Genomic DNA, 19,939 nt, shown 5'->3' with positions numbered 1-19,939 from the left:
CTTCCTGGACCTGGGCGATACTCCTTCCTCGCGGTCCAGGTCGCACAGGCCGTGGAGCAGCGCGTCGCCACATCCCTCGGACCTGTTGCGGACTCCTCCGCCCCCGACGCCCTACGCCGAGGGTGACCCGACCCGTACCGGCCGGCGGGCCCGGGCCGGCGGGGCGGGCAGAGCCCTGCGGTCGACCTTGCCGTTGGCGGTGGCGGGCAACTCGGGCAGCACCACGTGGCGCAGCGGCACCATGTGGTCGGGAAGCTGCTCGGCCAGGAACGCCCGCAGCGCCGCCTCGCCCACGTCGCCCGCGTCGGCGTGCCGCTCGGTCACCACGTACGCCACCAGGGTCGGGGCCGCACCCAGGTCGTCGCGGAGCAGCACCACGCTGTTCGCGACGAGCGGGTGACTGTTCAGCACCGACTCGATCTCGCCGAGTTCCACCCGCTGCCCACGGATCTTCACCTGTGTGTCGATGCGCCCACCGTAGTTCAGGTACCCCTGTGGTGACCACCAGGCCAGGTCGCCGGTGCGGTACACCCGCTGGGGACGCCCGGCGACGTGCACGGTGCCGAACCGCTCGGCGGTCAGGTCGGGCCGTCCGGCGTACCCCCGGGCCAGGCAGTCACCGCCGACCACCAGTTCCCCGGGTACGCCCAGCGGGGCCAGCGCACCGTCGTCGTCCAGCACGTATGCCGTGACGTTGGTGATCGGCCTGCCGATCGGGACGGTGGGGTCCGGTTCGGGTCGGCGGCACGGCCAGGCGGTGACGTCGATGGCGGCCTCGGTGGGGCCGTACAGGTTGTCCACCCGCACCGTCGGCAGGGTGGCGGTGAGCTTGTTGACGAGCTTCGGCGGCAGGGCCTCCCCGCTACAGATCACCCGGCGCAGGGCTGCGCACGCGGCGACCCCGGGCTCCTCGACGAACAGGGCGAGCATCGACGGCACGAAGTGCACTGTGGTCACCGCCTCGCGGGCGATGACGGCGGCCATCTCCTGCGGGTCGCGGTGCGCCTGGGCCTCGGCCGTGACCAGCGTCGCGCCGGCCAGGAAGGCCCAGAGCAGTTCCCACACCGACACGTCGAAGGTGTACGGCGTCTTCTGCAGCACCACGTCGCCGGGCCCGATGCGGTACTCCTCCTGCATCCACGCCAGCCGGTTGGCCAGCGACAGATGGGTCATCTGCACACCCTTCGGCGCCCCGGTCGACCCGGAGGTGAAGATGACGTACGACAACCCGTCCACCACCTCCTCCGGCGCGCGGTAGCCACGCCAGTCGACGGGCAAGGCAGGCAGGTCGGCACCGGCCAGTGGTCGCACCGGAACGGCCGGGGCTCCGCCGGTGCCGAGCGCGGCCCGTCCCTCCTCGTCGGCGAGCGCCAGCGCGGCGTCGGCGGTGCTGAGCATCAGGTCCAGCCGGGCCCTCGGATGGGACGGGTCCAGCGGCAGGTACGCCGCTCCGGCCAGCAGGACACCGAGCACCGCGACGACCATCTCCGGGCTCCGCTCGGTGCACAGGGCGACGACCGAGCCGGGGCCCACGCCCTCGGCGCGCAGTCGCCCGGTCAGCGCCGCTGCCTCGTCGAGCAGGTCCCGGTAGCTGCGGTCGCGTCCCCCGCCGCGCAGCGCGACGGCGTCCGGGGTGCGCTCCGCCTGCCGGCAGATCGCCTCGTGCACGGGTGTCCGGGGGGCCGGCGTCGGCGCGGGGTTGAAGCCGAGCAGGGTGGCCCGCTCCCGGGGACCGACGAGCGACGCCTCGCGCACCGGGCGGTCGGGATGGTCGGTGAGCCATCCGCTCAGGGTGTCCAGTCGTTCCTGGAGGTGGGTGGGATGACAGTGGTCGCCGGCGAGCCAGACCGGCACCGGGCCCACCGTTCCCACCGCCCCGCCCGGTGGGCCGGTTGTCACCAGCACCACGTCCACCGGGGACAGCTCGGGTGACGGTGTCCGCGTCTGCGCGCGTACCTCTGTCAGTGTGGTGTCCGGGTGCACGCGCAGCGTGTGGTCGCCGTGCGGGCCGCGCACCGTTACCGACGTCGCGCCGGAGAGGCGGTGGGCGAGCACGGCCGCCACTGCTGCGGCGTGTGCCAGGTCGGTGGGGTCGGTCATGCGGTCACCAGCTCGGCCAGGACGCGCGGCGTGGGTCGCGCGGACAGTTTCTCCATCGGGATGCGGACGGCGAAGCGGCGCTGCACCTGGTTGACCATGCGGATGAACAGCAGGGACTCACCGCCGACGGTGAAGAAGTCGGTGTCCGGCCCGATGTCGGGCGAGCCGAGCAACCGGCCCCACAGCTCCACGATCTCGCCCACCACCGTGCTCTCCCCGGTAGCCGCGGGAGGCGGCGACGGTTCGGCGGTGTCCGGGGCCGGTGGCGGTGTCGCCTCCAGCCAGTGGCGGGTACGGGCGAACGGGTACGTGGGCAGCGCCACCCGTCGCGCCGGGGTGTCGCCGCGCACCGCCGGCCAGTCCACCGCCACCCCGGCCGTCCACAGCCCGCCGAGTGCGGCGAGGACATCGGCGGCGTCGGCCCGCGGCGTCGGTCGCGGCTGTATGGCGAACCCGGGCACCCGCCGCCCCTGCGGTGTCTGCCGGGCCATGCCGGTCAGCGCGGTGCCGGGACCGACCTCGACGAGCACGGGGTCGGGCAGCTCCAGCGCGGTCAGTAGGGCGTCGTGGTAGCGCACCGGGCTGCGCAACTGTGCCGCCCAGTAGCCCTCGGCACGCGCCTGGCCGCTGCCGAGCAGCGCGCCGTCGACGCTGCTGACCACCGGGAGGGTGCGGGGTCGGTGGGGCACCCGGTCGGCCGCCACGCCGAGCAGCCGGGCCGCGTCGGTCATCATCCGGCTGTGGAACGCGCGCTGCGCGGGCAGCCCCCGACAGGGCACCCCGGCCGCGTCCAGGCGTTCGCGGAACGCGGCGAGCGGGGCCGGCGGTCCGGCCACGACGGTGACCTCCGGCGCGTTGCGGGCGGCGATGTCGAGGGCGTCCAGGCCCGCGAGGTGTTCCTCCACGGTGCGTGGCCCCGCCAGCACGACCAGCAGGTGACCCTCCGGGGCGTCCTGCATGAGCCGGCCCCGGGTGGCGACCAGGCGCAGCATGTCGTCGTCGGCCAGCTCACCGGCGAGCGCGGCGGCCGGGAACTCACCGACCGAGTGACCGATCATCGCCGCCGGACGGACGCCCCACGACAGCAGCAGCCGGCCGAGCGCCACCTCGTACAGGGCCAGGGCCGGCTGGGTGACGTCCGTGCGGTGCACGACACTGTGCGGGTCGTCGTCGACAAGGACGTCCCGCAGGTCCAGCCCGAGGACCGGGGTCAGCAGCTCCGCCCCGTGGTCGAGGTCGGCCCGCGCCGACGGGTAGTGGTCGTAGAGGCCCCGCGCCATGGCGGGAAACTCGGCGCCCTGCCCGGGGAACAGGAAGACCACCCGGGGTCGGCGGACCGCCGCGCGCACCCGCGCCCGGCGCAGGCCGGCGAGCGCCGCCGGGACGTCCCGTGCGGCCACCGCCAACCGGTGCGGGAAGTGCCGGCGGTACGTCTGCGCCGTCACCGCGACGTCCCGCAGGGACAGGTCGGGGCGCTGCCGGACGTACTCATGCACCTGATCGGCGGCCTCGCGGACTGCCTCCGGGGTCCGCGCGGACAGCACGATCAGCTCGGCGGGGCCGTCGGCGGCCGATGGCTCCGGCGGGATCGGGCCGTCGGCCTCCTCCAGCACCACGTGCGCGTTGGTGCCACCCAGGCCGAAGGCGCTGACCGCCGCGCGGCGCGGACCGTCGGCGGCCTCCCACCGACGGGCGACGGTGTCCACCATGAACGGTGTCGACCCGTCCAGCAGCTCGGGCCGGGCCTGCTTCAGGCCGGCGAGCGGCGGGATCTGCCGGAAGTGCAGGGCCAGCGCTGCCTTGATGAGACCGGCGACACCGGCGGCGGCGTCGAGGTGCCCGACATTGGCCTTGACCGAGCCGATCGAGCACTGTCGCTCGCCGCGACGGAAGACCTCGGTCAGCGCGGCCAGCTCGATGGCGTCGCCGACCTCGGTCGCAGTGCCGTGCGCCTCGAGGTAGCCCACGGTCGCCGGGTCGACGGCGGCGGCGGCGTACGCGCGGGTCAGCACGTCGACCTGCCCGGCGATGCCCGGCGCGGTGTAGCCGACCTTCATCCCACCGTCGTTGTTCACCGCCGACCCCTTGATCACCGCGTACACGGTGTCCCCGTCCCGGCGGGCGTCCGCGACGCGTTTGAGCACCACCAGGGCGACCCCGTTGCCGGGCACGGTGCCGTCGGCCGTGGCGTCGAAGGGCCGGCACGTGCCGTCCGGCGACATGATGCCCTTCGTCTCGTAGAGGTACCCGGCCTGCTGCGGCACGGCCACGCAGGCGCCACCGGCGAGCGCGACGTCCGAGTCGCCGCCGCGCAGACTCTGGCAGGCCAGGTGCACCGCCACCAGCGACGTCGAGCAGGCGGTCTGCACGGTGATGGCGGGTCCGCCCAGGTCCAGCCGGTACGCGATCTTCGCGGCCAGGTGGTCCTTCTCGTTGCCCAGCACCACCGACAGCAGCCCCTGCGACTCGACGACGTCGGGCTGGGCGAACACGTGGTGCAGCGCGTAGTAGTTGAACCCGGCCCCGGCGAAAACGCCGACCCGGCCGAACGGCCGCTCGGTGGCGAGCCCCGCCGACTCCAACGCGGCCCACGCCGTCTGCATCAGCAGCCGGTGCTGCGGGTCCATCGTCTCCGCCTCCCTCGGAGTGATGCCGAAGAAGGCCGCATCGAACAGGTCCGGGTCGGCCAGGACGCCGCGCGCCGGCACGTACGCCGGGTCGTCGAGCCGGTCGGCGGGCACCCCGGCGGCCAGCAGCTCGCCCCGGGTCAGCGCACTGACAGTGGTCTTCCCGGCGACCAGGTTCGACCAGTACTCCGAGACGTCGGCGGCGCCGGGGAACCGACCGGCCAGGCCGACGATCGCGATGTCGTCGTTCATGAGGGTGCCCCTGCTCTCTCGGTCTGTGCGTGCAGATGCCGGGCCAGCGTCTGGACGGTCGGGAATCGGTAGAGGTCGGTGAGCGGGATGGTCCGGCCGGCCAGCCGCTCCTGGAGCAGCCGGCGCACGATCGCCAGGCGCAGTGACTCACCGCCGACGTCGAAGAACGCCTCGTCGACGTCGAAGTCGTCGGTGCCCAACGCCTCCACCCAGGCGTCCGTCACCAGCTCCTCGAACTCGGCCAGCGACGCCGAGCGCTGGGCGGGAACCCGGGCCGGCGGGTCCGCCAGCGCGGCCGAGGTCTCCGGCGGCGCTGCCGGTTGGGCCAGCGCTCCCAACGCCTGCAGGTCGACCTTGCCGTTGCGGTCCAGCGGGAACTCCGCCACCGTCACCCACTGCTGCGGCCGGGCGTAGGGGGCCAGGTCGGGTTCCACCGCGCGGCGCACGGCGGCCACGTCGAGGCCGTCCGGGTCGGGCTTGAGCGCCGCGCAGAGGCGTACGCCGGTCGTCGGGTCACCGGTGGGGAACACCACGGCGTCGCGGACGCCCGGCTGGGCCCGCAACCGGCGCTCGACGTCGACCGGCTCCACTCGGTGTCCGGCGATCTTCACTTGGCGGTCGTTGCGGCCCAGGAAGCGCAGCTGCCCGTCCGCGCCCCAGCGCACCAGGTCGCCGGTGCGGTAACGGCGTGCCCCGTCGTGTCGCACGAAGGAGGCGTCCGTCCTGGTCAGGTCGCCCAGGTACCCGTCGGCCAGGCCGGTGCCGCCGGCCAGCAGTTCACCCAAGGCGCCCGGGGGAACGAGGCGACCCGACGCGTCCACGACGGACAGGTCGGTGCCGTGCACCGGGCCGCCGATCGGCAGCGGGTCCGGGGTCGCGTCGGCGTGCTCGACGGAGTACGTGGTGGTGAAGGTGGTGTTCTCGGTGGGGCCGTAACCGTTGGTCAGGCGCAGGCCCCGGCAGGCCCGCAACACCTGGCGCACGTGCGGCGGTGACACCACTCCCCCGCCGGTGAACAGCTGCCGCAGCCCGACGAACGCGTCCGGACGGTGGTCGGCGACCAGGTGGAACACGCCCGAGGTGAGCCAGGCGTGGGTGACCCCGGCGGTGCGCAGGACGTCGGCCAGCCCGCGTGGCGTCGGGTCCTCCGGCGGGAAGACCACCACCGTGTCGCCGGTGGCCAGGGGCACCAGCAATTCCAGGGTGGACGCGTCGAACGCCAGCGGGGACAGCCGCAGCATCCGCATGCCCGGCCGGTCGACGAACATCCCCGGGTCGTCCGCGAGTCGCAGCACCGCCCGGTGCGGCACGACGACGCCCTTGGGCACCCCGGTCGAGCCCGAGGTGAAGGAGACGTACACGGTCCGCGCCGGATCCCTCGGCGCGGCCTCGACCGCACCGGCCCCGACCGGCGTTCCCGGCTCGACGAGTGGACAGTCGACGACTCCCGGCCAGGGCTCGCCCACACCGAGGCGGGCCCGCGCCGCGACGGTCGCCGCCAGATGGGTACGCCACTCGGCGGTGGCGTGCCGGTCGACCGCGACGTAGTGCGCGCCGAGCCGCAGCACACCCAGCACCGCGACCGCCTCGGCGGCCGAGCGGGGCACCTCCACCAGAACCGCGTCGCCGGCACGCACCCCGTGGCCGTGCAGGAGACGGGACTGCTCGACCGCGGCGTCGTGCAGCTCACGGTAGGTGAGCGTCAGCCCGGTGTGCGCGTCGACGAGCGCGGACCGCGCGCCCGCCGACTCCGCGTACGCCGCGAACCGGTGCCACACGTCGTCGGAGGTGTCGTACGTCTCGCCCGAGCCCAGCTCGCGCAACCGGGCGCGCTGACCCGCCGAGAGCGTGGTGACGTCCCGCACCGTCGCGTCCGGGTCGGCGGCCAGCTCCCGCACCGCCGCCTGGAACGACTCGACCAGTTCCCCGGCGTCGGCGGCGGTGAGCAGGGCTGTCGCATACTCCAGCGCGAACCGGGGACGATCCGACCACGACTGGAGGTAGAGCAGGGCGTCGAACACCGCGCCGCCGCAGTGGCTCTCGTGCACCCGCCAGGTACGGTCGCCCACCACCAGCTCGTCGGGCACCAGCTCGTGGTGGGCGGCGAAGCCGAGCTGGGCCAGCGGGTTCCGTCCCGGGTCGGTGCCGGCGCCCAGCGCGGAGACGACCTTCTCGAACGGCACGTCGGCGTCGGCGACCGCCGCGGCCAGGGCGTCGGCGATCCCGCGGACGAACTCCCGGACGGTGCTGTCGTCGGTCGCCGCGCAGCGGACCGGGACGACCCGGGTGCAGAGGCCCACCAGGCGGTCCATGCCCGCCTCGAACCGGCCCGCCGCCGGCACCCCGAGCACCAGGTCGTCCAGACCGGCGCGGCGGGACACTGTCAACGCCCAGGCTGCCAGGGCCACCGACGTGACGGTCACCCCGCACTCCCGGGCCAACCCGGTCGTCGCCTCCGCCGCCGTCTCGTCCAGGTGGAAGCGCAGTCGGGCGCCCCGCCCGTCGGCTTCGGCGACCGGCGGCAGGTCGGTGGGGAGCGTCACCGTCCACGGTGCCCCGTCCAGCCGCGCGGTGACCCGGGTCAAAGCGGACTCCAGCGCGCCGGACGACTCCTGCGCGGCGAGCCGGGTGCCGACCCAGTCCGGCGACGGGGCCGCCTCGGCCGGGCCGTCCCCGGCGTAGAACTCGGCGAACTCCCGCGCGAACAGTCCGACGCTCCAGCCGTCGCTGACCGTGTGGTGCACCAGCATGGTGAGCAGGTCGCGCCGGCCGGTTCGGGTCAGTACGAACACCACGGGTGGCTGCGCGAAGGGGCGCAGCAGACGCGCGGCGGCCGGGCCGTACAGGTCGTGCACGGCGCGTACCGCGTCGTCGTCGGGCAGCGTCTGGTGCAGTAGACGCGACTCGTAGGGCGCGGGCAGCACGATCCGGGCCTGGCGGGGGTCGCGCACGAAGTGTGTCCGCAGCGCCTCGTGCCGGGTGGTCAGCTCGCGCAGCGCCCACCGGACCCGGGCCGGGTCGAGGGGCCCGTCCGCCTCCACCGTGAACATCAGGTGGTACGGCGCGTCCCGCTCCAGCAGGTGCGCGGCCAGCATGGACCGCTGCCCCGGAAGCAACTCCCGCTCTGCCGGCCGCCGCGCGACGACGGGTGGCGCGGTGTCGACGAAGTCCACGGCGCCGGCGAGGGCCTGGGCCAGCGGCAGCGCCGACAGCAGGCGGGCGCTGTCCACGTCCGCCCGTAGCTCGCGCTGGCCCAGCGAGACCAGGGCGATGGCCTGGAGCGAGGTGCCGCCCAGAGCGACGAACGATTCGGTGGCGGCCGCCGCGCTCACCTGTTCGGGGGTGCCGCCGAGCACCCGCGCGGCGAGCGGCGCCCAGGCGGCGAGGTCGGGGGCGATCATCAGGCGGTCTCCGCCGCCGGACGTTCCAGCGGCACCTCGCTCGCGACCTTGCGCAGGTCGGCGAAGCGGGGGTTCTCCAGCACGTGGCCGAACATCACCGCGAGGTTGAGTTCCTGGCGGATCAGGGTGCTCAGCCGCAGCGCGCTGAGCGAATGGCCGCCGAGGTCGAAGAAGTCGTCGTCGTCGTCGACGGTGTCGACGCCGAGAACCGCCATCCACAGCTCCTCGAACTCGGCCACCCAGGTCCGGTCGTGTACGTCGCGCATCAGTGTCGCCTCTCTGTGGTCGGGTCGGCTCCGGGTGCGTCCAGGTAGTGCCGGGTGGCCGCGAAGGGGTAGGTGGGGGCGGGCAGCCGGCGGCGGCCGGTGTCGTGCACGGGATCCCAGGCGTCGGTGAGACCCAGCTGCCACAGCGCGCCGACGGTCGCCAGCAGTCGGGCGTGCCGGTTGGCGGGAAGCGGCGGCTGGTCGGCGTCCAGGTGCGGGGTGACGCTGGTGCCGACCTCGATCCAGAGCACCGGGTCGGGCACGTCGGGGGGCGGCGTCGACGTCGGGGGACGGAGGGCCGCGGCCCGCCAGAAGGCGCTGTCGTCGGGCCGCCCGTCGATGAGCAGGGGCAGAGCGGCGGGGTGCAGGCGTACCCCGGGGTCGTCGGTGTCGCGCAGCAGCGCCAGCGCGTCCGCGAGCGACATCACCCCGGCCACGACGGCGGCGGCCACCGCGCCGACACCGTCACCGGCCAGAGCGCGCGGGGTGACGCCCCGGCTGCGTAGCGACCGGGTCAGGCCGACGCAGGCCAGCAGCCGGTCGCCGCGTTCCCGGACCGAATCGTCCAGGTCGTGGCCACGCAGCAGCGCGACGCCCTCGTCGACGGTCCGCCGGTACACCGGGTCGGCGTCGTAGTTGGGTCGGTTGCCGGTCACCGCACCGGCCCCGGTGAGGTGCAGCGCCACCCCGCGCGCCCGAGCCGTCGCGTCGACCTTGCGCAGCCGGGCGACCCCGTCGGTCACGCCGGTCAGGACGGCGGCCCGCCAGGGCAGCTCGGCGCGGCCGGTCCGCAGTGTGTACGCGAGGTCGGCCAGGTCCCCGGGCGCGGTTCCCGCCGCGAACGCGGTGACCCGGTCCAGGCTCTCCTGCGCCACCGCGGCGGTCTTCGCAGAGACCAGGACGAGCTGCGGGACATGCCGGCGGGGTCGGGCCGCGATTGGCGGGGCCTCCTCCAGCACTACGTGGGCGTTGGTGCCGCCGATACCGAAGGCGCTCACCCCGGCGCGGCGTACGCCGTCGACAGGCGCCCAGGGTCGGGCGGTCGTCGGCAGCTCGAACACCGAGCCGTCCAGTCGGATCGCCGGGTTGGGCGTACGGAGGTGCGCGATCGGAGGAATCGTCCGGTGCGTCAGGGCCAGGACCGTCTTGATCATGCCGACCACCCCGGCGGCGGTGTCCAGGTGTCCGACGACCGACTTGACGGCGCCCAGCGCGCAGGGCGCCCGGTCGGGCCGGGCGGAGTCGAACACCTGCCGCAGCGCCGCCACCTCGATCGGGTCGCCGAGCGCGGTGCCGGTGCCGTGCGTCTCGACCAGGCCCACGGTGTCCGGGTCGACGTCGGCCACCTCCAACGCCGCCGCGATGACGGCGGCCTGACCGGTCGGACCGGGCGCGGTGAAGCCGGCCTTGCGGGCGCCGTCGTTGTTGACCGCGGAGCCACGGATCACCGCGTGCACGGTGTCGCCGTCGCGCAGCGCGTCGGTGAGGCGCTTGAGCACCACCACGCCCGCTCCGTCGCCCGGTACCGTCCCGTCGGCGGCGGCGTCGAAGGCGCGGCAGCGACCGTCGGCGGAGAAGATGCCGCCGGGCTCGTGCAGGTGTCCGCGCCGGGTCGGCGGGGCGACGGTGGCCGCGCCGGCCAGTGCCACGTCGGCGTCGTAGGTGAGCAGCGCCTGCGTCGCCTGGTGCACCGCGACGAGCGACGTCGAGCAGGCGGTCTGCACTGTCAGCGCCGGCCCCTGAAGGTTCAGCTTGTAGGCGATCCGGGTGGCGGCGAAGTCCTTGTCGCTGCCGATGATCACGCCCAGGCCACCGGCCGCCTCGACCGCGCGCTCGTTGGGCCACACGTTGTCCAGCAGGTAGACGTTGAGCCCGGTGCCGACGTACACCCCGACCCGGTTGCCGTCGGCGGCGACCGGCGGGTGGCCGGCGTGCTCCAGGGCCGCCCAGGCGCACTCCAGCAGAATCCGCTGCTGGGGGTCCATCAGGGCGCTGTCCGACGGTGAGTAGCTGAACAGCCGGTGGTCGAAGCGGTCCGCGTCGGTGAGCACCGCGCGGGCCGGCACGAAGCCCGACCGTTCCACCAGATCCTTGGGTACGCCCCAACCGACGAGCTGCTCGGGCGTGAAGACGCTGACGGCGTCGACGCCGTCGTGGACGTGTCGCCAGAACCGGTCCAGGTCGCGTTCGGCGCCGGGGACCCGGATGGCCATGCCGACCACCGCCACCGCAGCGCTGTCGTCCAGCTCAGCCACGGCCGGCTCGCACGCTGCGCCGCCGGTCGGCCAGCAGGGCGCGGCCCTGGCGGCGCTGCGCCGCGTTGGGGTCCGCGACGACGGGCGCGGTGTGCTGGAGCGCCGCCGCGCAGCCGGCGATCGTGCCGCAGCGGAAGAGGTCGGTCACCGAGACGTCCAGACCCTCCTCGGACATCCGCTGCTGGAGCGCGATCAGCGCGAAACTGTGGCCGCCCAGGTCGAAGAAGTTGTCGTGCAGCCCGACGTCGGGCCGCCGCAGCACCTCGACCCAGCAGGCCCGGATCCGTTCCTCCAACCCGGTGCCGACCACTGAGGCCGGTGGCCGCGACGGCGCGGTGACCGTCCGTGCCGCCCGGCTGTCGGCCAGCAGGCGGGGAAGGTCCACCTTGCCGTGCGCGGTGAGCGGGATGGTCGCCACGGTCAGGATCCGCGACGGCACCATGTACGCCGGCAGTGTTTCGCGCAGGTGCGCCCGCAGGTCGTGCTCGGCGTCCGGGCCGATCCCGTGGACCACGAACGCGACGAGTTCGTCGTCCTCGGCGGCCACGGCACACGACCGCACCGCGGCGTGGGTGAGCAGGGCCCCCTCCACCTCAGCCAGCTCGACGCGGTAGCCGCGCACCTGCACCTGCGTGTCGTTGCGGCCGAGGTACACCATGCTCCCGTCGAGACCCCACTTCACCACGTCGCCGGTGCGGTACATGACCCCGCCGCCGTACGGGTCGGGCGGGAACCGCGCCTCGGTCAGCTCCGGGTTGTCCAGGTAGCCGTGCGCCACGAGCGCGCCGCCGCAGTACAGCTCGCCGGGCACGTTGAGGCCGGTCGGCCGCAGGTCCTCGTCGAGGACGTAGCAGCGCGCCGACGGCAACGGCACGCCGATGGCACCCTCGGGGACCCGGGGCACGTCGGCGGCCGACGCCTGGAAGATCGTGACGTGGATGGTGCCCTCGGTGATGCCGTACATGTTGACGAACACCGTTTGCAGACCCGGCGCGTCGGCGATCAGCGACGCCAGCCGCGACCAGCTCAGCGCCTCGCCGCCAAGGACGACGTAGCGGATGCGGGAGGTCTCGTCCTCCTCGAGCGCCCGCAGGTACGGCGGCAGCAACCGGTAGAGCGCGCCCGGGGTCTGGAACAGCACGGTGACGGCCTCGCGACGCACCAGCCGGGCCAGCCGTTCCCGGTCCACCAGGTCGACCCGCTCGGCGATGACCAGCCGGGCGCCGGTGGTCAGCGCGCCCCACATCTCCCACACCGACGCGTCGAACGAGAACGAGCTGGCCGCCAGCCACACGTCGGCGGCCGTGACGTCCAGGCCCGCCGGGGTCGGGCTGTTCAGCGCGTCCAGGCCGCCGTGCCCGACCAGGACCCCCTTGGGTACGCCGGTCGAGCCGGAGGTGTAGATGACGTACGCCGGGTCGTCCGGCCCCGGGAAGGTCTCCTCGATCACGGAGATTCCGTCGAGGGTGTGCGCGTCGGCCAGGGGCGTCCCGCTGTCGCGGGTGAGCGCCGCGGCCGCCTCTGCGGTCTCCGGGTCCACCACGAGCACCGCCATCCCGGCGTTCGCGGCGATCAGTTCGAGGCGCTGGCGCGGGTAGTCCGGGTCCAGCGGCACGTAGACGCCGCCGAGCTTCCACACGCCCAGGATCGCCGCGACGACCGCCGGTGAACGGCCGAGCAGCAGCCCCACCCGGACGCCGGGGCGAACACCGCGGTCGGCCAGGCCCGCCGCGATCCGCCCGGCCCACCGGTCCAGCTCGGCGTAGGTGATCTCGACGTCCCGGTGGCGTACGGCCACCGCGTCCGGGGTCGCCGCCACGTGCTCGGCAAAGCGACGCAGCACCGACGGGTGCGTAACCGGCGCCGACGCGAGCGGCGGGTTCACCCCCTCGGTGAGCAGCGCCCGCTCGGCCTCGTCCACCATGGACGGCTCCCGCTGCTCCTCGTCGACGATCGACCGCAGGAACGTCAGGTAGTGCGTGAGCAGCGTGCCAACGGTCTCCGCCGTGAACAGCTCGGTGCTGTACTCGGCGCGCAGGAACGGCACGTCGGTGGAGACGTCGAGGGTCAGGCCCAGGTCGAACTTGGTGACGTCGATCTCGACGTCGACCTCGGTCAGCCGTACCCCGGCGAACTCGGGGAACGCGAACGGGAAGTTCTGCACCGTCAGCGAGGTCTGGAACAGTGGCGCGTGGCTGAGCTGCCGCTCCCCCACGGTGGCCCGCACGATCTGCTCGAACGGCACGTCCTGATTGGCGAAGGCCGCCATGCTGGTCCGTCGTGCCCGGTCCACCAGCTCGGTGAAGCTCGGCCGGCCGGACACGTCGAGCCGGATCGGCAGCGTGTTGACCAGACAGCCGACCAGGCGCTCCTCGGCGTCATCCATCCGGTTCGCCACCGGAACGCCGACCACCACCTCGTCCTGGCGCGCGTACCGGGACAGCACCGAGGCGTACGCGGCGAGCGTCACCGCGAACAGCGTCACGCCCCGCGCCCGCCCCCACTCCCCCAGCCGCCGCACCAGTTCCGGCTCGACCGGGCGGCGCAGCACCGCGCCGGTGGTGCCGAGCACGCTCGGGCGGGGGAAGTCGGTGGGCAGCGCCAGTTGCGGCACGTCGACCAGCGCCGCACGCCAGAAGTCGAGGCCCGAGCTGTCCCGTCGCCACGTCTCGTGCTGCCGTTCGGCGTACGCCAGGTAGGACTCGGCGGGCTCCTCGTAGGCGGCCACCGACCCGTCGACAGCGGCGTCGTACTCGGCGGCCAGGTCGCGCAGGAGCAGACCCACCGACCACCCGTCGCAGGCGATGTGGTGCACGAGCACCGCGAGGCCGTGCTCGTCCGGGCCCCAGGAGCGCAGGTAGGCCCGTACCACCGGCCCGTTGGCGAGGTCGAAGGGCTGCCGAGCCTGCTCGGCGACGAGCGTCCGCAGGTGGGCCTCCTGGGTGGCGCGATCGACCCACCCGTCGGCGGTGATGTCGACGTCCACAGCGGGCGTCGACGACACCCGCTGGGTGAGGACACCGTCGACCACCGCGAACGTGGTGCGCAGCGCGTCGTGCCGGGCGACCACCCGGGTCAGGGCCGCGCGAAGGGCCTCGGGTCGCAGCGCACCGCGCAGGTGCACCGCGAAGGCCACCACGTACGCCGGGTTTCCGGGCTGGAGCTGATCGAGGAAATAGAGGCGTTCCTGGGCGAAGGAAGCACGACCGGTACGAACCATGCACCGATCGTGCGGCCCGGCACGTCCCGCGCGGCAGAGCAGGTTCTCCTGCCCCACCAGGAAAAGCTCCCGGTCGCGTCGGCGACACGTCGACTCGGTCCCCGGGCACGGCGCGGCCCCGGCCCGACGCGGGTTGCCGTCAGACCGGGGCGGTGGTCGGCCGGTCAGTACTCGCCGCGCCCGAAGGCCGCCAGCTCGGCGGAGTGCAAGGGATTGCTGACGTACGCGGCGCCGATCGGGGCCGTCACCCGGCACCAGGCGTCGAGCCGGCCCACGTCGATGCCGGCGGCGCTCGCCAGCTCGTCGCGGCGGCGCACCATCTCCGCGCGGTCCAGACCCTCCAGCACGTAGTCCACGGCGTCGAAGCAGGGGTCACCGGCGCACGCCATCGGGTCGATCGCCACCAGGCCCCTGCCTCCGCCATTGAGCACGTTGCCGAGGTGCAGGTCCCCGTGCAGCAGCACGGTGTCGGTGGGCACCGCGAAAAGGTCGTCGCGCAGCCGCTTGGACCCGCTCAGGTCGGCGCCCCGGCGCGTCGCCGAGTTGAACAGCACGTCGATCCAGTCCGCCAGTTGACGGGGAGCGGCAGCCGGGTCGCCCGCGCCGTGCAGATCGGTGAGGAAGGCGGCGTACTCCCGCGGTGAGGGCGGCTGCGGCATCTTCTCCACGAGGGTGCCGGGGTGGATCGCTTCGAGCAGGACGGCGCCCTTGGCCGACTCCCGCACCGCCGGCACCCGTCCGCTGGAGGCGAACTGGCGCAGCATGTCTACCTCCTCCCGCACGGCGTAGCTGTCCGGGGACAGCTTGAGCACCGCGTCGCCGAGCGGGCCTACGCACCGGAACACCACCGAGGAGTTGCCGGACTTGAGCGGGTCACCGAGAGTTAACTCCCACTGCTCGACGAGGTCGTCGAGCCGCTGGCGCAGCGTGCCCACCCAGCGGTGCGCGGCCCGGCCGAACCGTGGCTCCAGTCGGTTGGCGATCGCGTCCAGGTCCAGGCTCATCCCGCTCACCCCCGCACCGACCGCACGCCGGCGTACGCGGCCGCGCCCGGCGCCACGACACCACGCCTGCCGGTCAGCAGAACGCTGCCACCACGCACCACTGGTGAATGGGAGCCGGGCGGCCCGGGGCGCCCCAACCGCGCCCGGCGGGCGACCTCGATCGCCTCGTACCGGTCAGAAACGTTCAATTTGCTGAAGATGATGGAAATATGATTGCTGACCGTTTTCGGGGACAGATTCAGCTTCGCGGCGATCGCCACGTTGCGCATACCCGAGGCAATCAATTCCAGCACCTCCCGCTCGCGGGCTGTCAGCTCCGGGAAGAGCTGCTGATTGCGGGGCTCCAGGCTCAGTTGCCCGATGAGCTTGTCGGCCACCCGTGGGCCGAGGATGACCTCACCCGTCGCGAGGCCCCGGATCGTCCGGACGATGCCGTCGCCCGGGCAGCTCTTGAGCACGTAGCCCCGGGCGCCCGCCCACATGGCCGCGAGTATCGCGTGTTCGTCCTCGACCGCGGTGAAGACCAGCACCGCTGTCGAGGGCGACACCCGGTTGATCTCCTGGATCGTCACCCCCGCCTGGAACCCCGGCAGCTCGACGTCGAGAACGAGCACGTCGGGACGTGTGGCGGTGGCCAGCGCCAACGCCTCCCGTGCGGACGCCGCCTCACCTGTCACGGCGACCTCAGCCGACGGCGACAGCAGGGCGTGCAGGCCCCTGCGCACCACCGGCTGAGCGTCGGCCAGGACCACCGTCACCGCGTCGGGTTGTGTCTCCGCCGCGACTTCCTCCGGACACCGCCTCATGTTCCGAGTCAGTTCCGAGACCGAGCCAACGCTGACCATCTATCCACCTCACCCCGTCCGAACGGCCCGCGGTGTCTTAGTCGCGCGGGGAAACGCCGCGGTAGCGCCGACCCCGCGTCGTGATGAACATCTACTCACGGCCAACAGAACAACACAAGAAGTGATCCCGGGAACGGGCTCGGTCAGCCTTTTGACGCATCGAAAAACCGAACCAGACTTTCCGTCTTGGCCCTGACGAAGCCGTCCACAGCGGACCGTTCACAGACGGTCGACGTGCCGCCGGCCCCTGGAGTCCACGGGAGAATTTCCCGGCCGATCCGGGACGTCGTCCCGTACGCACTACACCTGTCGCCCTGTCCGCCGGACACCGCCGCCGCCAGGATTGACCCATGCCCTTGTCACGAGTGACGGACGTTGTCGCCGGCCTGGTACCGACCGACCCGCTCCGCAGGAAGCTGATCGCGATCCGACTGGCCGAATCCATCGGCAAGGGAGTCTTCCTCAGCGGCAGCATCGTCTACTTCACGCTGCGTGTCGGACTCGACGCCCGGCAGGTGGGCCTGGGCCTGTCGGCCGCCGGCCTGTCCGCCTTCCTCTCGTCGGTCCTGTTCGGTGTGATCGCCGACCGGGTGGGCGCCCGCCGCCTGCTCGTCATCCTGTTCGCCGCGCTGGCGGTCGGATTCGGGCTCTACAGCCTCGTCGACAGCGCGACCGCCTTCTTCGCGCTGGTGGTCACCGTCGGCTTCCTCGAGTACGGCACCGGCCCGACCAACGGCGCCCTCATCGGCAACCTCGTGCCCGCCGAGGAGCGGGTAAAGCTCAAGGCCATGATGCGGTCGGTGTTCAACATTGGATTCAGCATCGGTATCGGCGTGGCGGCCGTCGCCGCCCTCAGCCAACGGCTGCTCGTGCTGATCCCCCTCACCACTGCCGCGTTGATGGCCGGCGCCGCGCTCCTCGTCACCCGCCTGCCCGACGTGCCGCCGCGTCCCGCACCGGTGGGCTTCAGGCGTTTCGCCGCAGTCCGCGACCCACGCTTCCTCGCGGTGATCGGCATCTCGACGATCCTCGCCTCGCACGTCAGCATCATCCTGGTGACGATGCCGCTCTGGGCGCTCAACCGCACCGACCTGCCGCACTTCCTGATTCCTCTGCTGCTGATCGTCAACACCGCGTTCGTCATCCTGTTCCAGGTACGGGCCAGCCGGGGCGCGGACACCGTGCACGGCGCCGGTCGGCTCGCCCGGCGCTCCGGCTACTGGCTGGCCGGCGGCTGCGCGGTCCTGGCGGTGACCGCGCTCGACGACAACGTGGTCCTGGCGTCCGTGGCGATCGTCGCCGCCGTGCTGATCCTCTCCGTGGCCGAGGTGATGCAGGCCGCCTCCGGTTGGGGGCTCGCGTTCGGCCTCGCTCCCGAGCACGCTCAGGGCGAGTACCTGGGTGCGTTCGACCTGCACGTGATCACGCAGAACATCATCGGCCCGGCGGCGCTCTCCGGCCTGGTCATCGCCTTCGGCTTCTGGGGATGGCTGGGCATCGCCGTCGCCGCGCTCGTCGCATCAGCGCTGATCATTCCGGCCGCCAACCACAGCGCTGTCACGCTGGTCCGCGAGACGGCCCCGGCCTCCACGACCTGAGAGGGTGGTTCGGGAGGTGCCGTTCGGTGTGAAGAGCCCGGCGAGGTCCTGCCAACGGTGATGGTCGGCGTAGCGGACGTACCGGGCCATGACGCCCGACACCTGCGGCTCGTGCCCGAGCAGAAGGGCACCCTCACCGCGCACCAGCACGTCCGCAACCCGTTTGCCGGTCGACGAGCGGGCCCCCAGAAGCCGGCCCGGTCGGAGACAGTCGCGAGCCGGTCCTTGAGAGCCTTGTGCTTGTCCGACTCGACGCCGTCGGGTGGTCCCTCGCGGCGGAGCGGTTGAGGTGTACGGCCTGGCGAAGCCCCGGTCCCGTCCGGACTCCCCTTCAGGTGCATCCACTCAGGGCAGTCCGGATCGTTTCTGCAACAGGCTCCCCTGCATCCCCCCGTTCACCTTCGTCGCCGGTATCGAGCCGGCCCTGATCTTCGCTCGCGCCCGGTCACGAACGACCGCGCGCGGGCCGCCGTGTGATGCAGTCCGGGGCAAGGCCACCTCGACTTTCGCCCGAGCGCTGGCCCATGGCGAGAGGAGTTGCCGGAGTAGCCCTCTAGATGGATCGGATCCAGGTAACGGACCGGGACGCGATCGTGGACCGTGATTGTGCTGGTGCGGGCGCAGGAAACGCGGGTGCCCAGGAGCAGGATGTCGAAAAGCTCGCTGGTGGCATTGACGCGGAACTTGCCGTCGCCGGTGCCGACGAGGCCGGAATGGCAGTGGACGCAGCGGTACGCGAGCAGGGCAGGGGGCGTGCGCCGATGGGTCCAGGACGAGACGATATGAGGATGCGTAGACATGATCCCTCTGAAGACCTGACGGAAGGCATGGGAGAGGAGCCGACGGCGACGTCGGCGACCGATGCACGGGGAAGGTGTCAGGGCTAAAGAGCAGGCGGCGTCACGCGGGGTGAAGTCCCTCCGTGAGTGGGTCGGAGAAGAAGGATCCACGTGCAAAGTAGGGCGGGACGGGCCGGCGAGCCACCCTTTTTCAGGGTGACCAGCACTGCGGGTCGGGGTCGGCGAAAAGGCGAACCTCGCCTGGGACTTCCAGTCGCCGCCCGGTTCGCCGAAAGGGACCACAAGAACATCGTGTCCTGGCACGTGGACGACAAGGGCAGCCACTTCGCCGCGCACGGCGCCCCCGACCTGCTGGTGAGCGACATCCGTGGCTACGTCCGCCAACTCCACTGACCCACACCCAGCAGGTACGCCCGCCGCGCGTACCCCTGATCTCAACCCTCCGGGAAGGCCACCCGTGCAAACCCTGACCCGCCGCGCCCTCAACCGCGCCACCCTCGACCGGCAGTTGCTCCTGCGCCGCGCCGACCTCACTCCGCTGCAGGCCATCGAGCACCTCGTCGGCCTGCAGGCCCAGACCCCGCACACCTGGTACGTGGGGCTGTGGACCCGGCTCACCGAGTGCCGACCCGAGGACATCGGGGCGCTGCTCACGCAAGGACGGGTAGTGCGGATCGCTCTCATGCGCTCGACGGTCCATCTCGTCAGCGCGTCCGACGCGCTGGCGCTACGCCCGCTCGTACAGCCGGCGTTGGACCGCGACCTGTTCACCAACCACACACACGGCCGGTCCATGCGCGGACTGGATACCGCAGAACTCGTCGCTGCAGGCCGGGAACTCCTCGACGAGCAGCCGCGCACCCCGGGCGAACTGGGCCGGTTGCTGGCTCAGCGGTGGCCAGATCGGAACCCCGCCAGCCTCGCCTACGCGGTTCGCAACCTGCTGCCGGTCGTGCAAACCCCGCCGCGCGGCGTGTGGGGCGCCAGTGGCCGAACCGTCCACGCGCCGCTCGAATCGTGGGTCGGCGCGCCGCTGCGCACCGACCAGCCGATCGACCAGATGCTCCTGCGATACCTGGCCGCGTTCGGCCCGGCGACCGTACGCGACGCGCAGACCTGGTGCGGTCTCACCCGGCTGGCGGAGGTGCTCGACCGGCTCCGGCCCCGCCTGGCCACGTTCCGCGACGAGAACGGCGTCGAACTGTTCGACCTACCCGACGCACCCCGACCGGACCCCCAGGTCAGCGCGCCTGCCCGGTACCTGTACGACTTCGACAACCTGCTGCTGTCTCACCACGACCGGTCCAGGGTGGTCACCGACGGCCTCCGCCAGCAGAACTTTGTCCCGCACGGTCCCGTCCCCCGCCTGGTACTCCTCGACGGCTTCACCGCAGCAACCTGGACGATCGCCACGGCACGAGGCGCGGCGTCCCTGACCGTGCACCCATTCGAACCACTGTCCGCAGCCGACCGCGAGGCATTGACCACCGAGGGCAGCGAGCTGCTGGACCTACTCGCCCCCAAAGCGTCACACGAAATCCGCTTCGCCGCACCGACCTGAGGACCGCACT

Annotated in this window: 11 protein-coding genes; 2 read left to right on the top strand and 9 right to left on the bottom strand. The window is 72.8% G+C overall.

What is annotated here, in order from left to right; all coding sequences use genetic code 11:
- Positions 1–111 precede the first annotated feature (111 nt).
- The 8 genes from ACX27O_RS18240 to ACX27O_RS18205 form a co-directional block, all read right to left on the bottom strand.
- Positions 112–2,100: an amino acid adenylation domain-containing protein gene (locus ACX27O_RS18240; RefSeq protein WP_458939783.1), complete on the bottom strand. Its 1,989-nt coding sequence runs from the start codon at positions 2,098–2,100 to the stop codon at positions 112–114.
- Positions 2,097–4,979: a type I polyketide synthase gene (locus ACX27O_RS18235; protein ID WP_458939782.1), complete on the bottom strand. Its 2,883-nt coding sequence runs from the start codon at positions 4,977–4,979 to the stop codon at positions 2,097–2,099. The genes ACX27O_RS18240 and ACX27O_RS18235 overlap by 4 nt, the downstream gene beginning before the upstream one ends.
- Positions 4,976–8,380, bottom strand: a complete 3,405-nt coding sequence (locus ACX27O_RS18230; protein ID WP_458939781.1) for a non-ribosomal peptide synthetase — start codon at positions 8,378–8,380, stop codon at positions 4,976–4,978. The genes ACX27O_RS18235 and ACX27O_RS18230 overlap by 4 nt, the downstream gene beginning before the upstream one ends.
- Positions 8,380–8,646, bottom strand: coding sequence for a phosphopantetheine-binding protein (locus ACX27O_RS18225; RefSeq protein ID WP_458939780.1), 267 nt, complete (start codon positions 8,644–8,646; stop codon positions 8,380–8,382). The genes ACX27O_RS18230 and ACX27O_RS18225 overlap by 1 nt, the downstream gene beginning before the upstream one ends.
- Complete coding sequence (locus ACX27O_RS18220; RefSeq protein ID WP_210864594.1) at positions 8,646–10,901, bottom strand: beta-ketoacyl synthase N-terminal-like domain-containing protein; 2,256 nt, start codon at positions 10,899–10,901, stop codon at positions 8,646–8,648. The genes ACX27O_RS18225 and ACX27O_RS18220 overlap by 1 nt, the downstream gene beginning before the upstream one ends.
- The gene (locus tag ACX27O_RS18215; RefSeq protein WP_458939779.1) at positions 10,894–14,121 is read right to left on the bottom strand and encodes a non-ribosomal peptide synthetase; all 3,228 of its coding nucleotides are present in this window, start codon (positions 14,119–14,121) and stop codon (positions 10,894–10,896) included. The genes ACX27O_RS18220 and ACX27O_RS18215 overlap by 8 nt, the downstream gene beginning before the upstream one ends.
- Before the next feature lie 164 nt (positions 14,122–14,285).
- Positions 14,286–15,125 carry an aminoglycoside phosphotransferase family protein gene (locus ACX27O_RS18210; protein ID WP_458939778.1) on the bottom strand — a complete coding sequence of 280 codons (840 nt, stop codon included), beginning with the start codon at positions 15,123–15,125 and terminating at the stop codon, positions 14,286–14,288.
- Between the two features lie 5 nt (positions 15,126–15,130).
- Positions 15,131–15,883, bottom strand: a complete 753-nt coding sequence (locus tag ACX27O_RS18205) for a LuxR C-terminal-related transcriptional regulator (RefSeq protein ID WP_458939777.1) — start codon at positions 15,881–15,883, stop codon at positions 15,131–15,133.
- A 437-nt stretch (positions 15,884–16,320) separates the two neighbouring features.
- On the opposite strand from ACX27O_RS18205, the gene ACX27O_RS18200 reads away from it, so the two are divergent.
- Positions 16,321–17,568, top strand: a complete 1,248-nt coding sequence (locus ACX27O_RS18200; protein ID WP_458939776.1) for an MFS transporter — start codon at positions 16,321–16,323, stop codon at positions 17,566–17,568.
- Here the strand turns inward: ACX27O_RS18200 and ACX27O_RS18195 are convergent.
- The gene (locus tag ACX27O_RS18195) at positions 17,491–17,658 is read right to left on the bottom strand and encodes a nuclear transport factor 2 family protein (protein ID WP_458939905.1); all 168 of its coding nucleotides are present in this window, start codon (positions 17,656–17,658) and stop codon (positions 17,491–17,493) included. The genes ACX27O_RS18200 and ACX27O_RS18195 overlap by 78 nt on opposite strands.
- Before the next feature lie 1,167 nt (positions 17,659–18,825).
- Here ACX27O_RS18195 and ACX27O_RS18190 point away from each other — a divergent pair.
- Complete coding sequence (locus tag ACX27O_RS18190; protein ID WP_358127145.1) at positions 18,826–19,929, top strand: winged helix DNA-binding domain-containing protein; 1,104 nt, start codon at positions 18,826–18,828, stop codon at positions 19,927–19,929.
- The last annotated feature ends 10 nt before the right edge of the window (positions 19,930–19,939 follow it).

Source organism: Micromonospora sp. SD19 (genome assembly GCF_054462275.1).
This window is presented reverse-complemented; position numbering and strand designations above follow the sequence as displayed.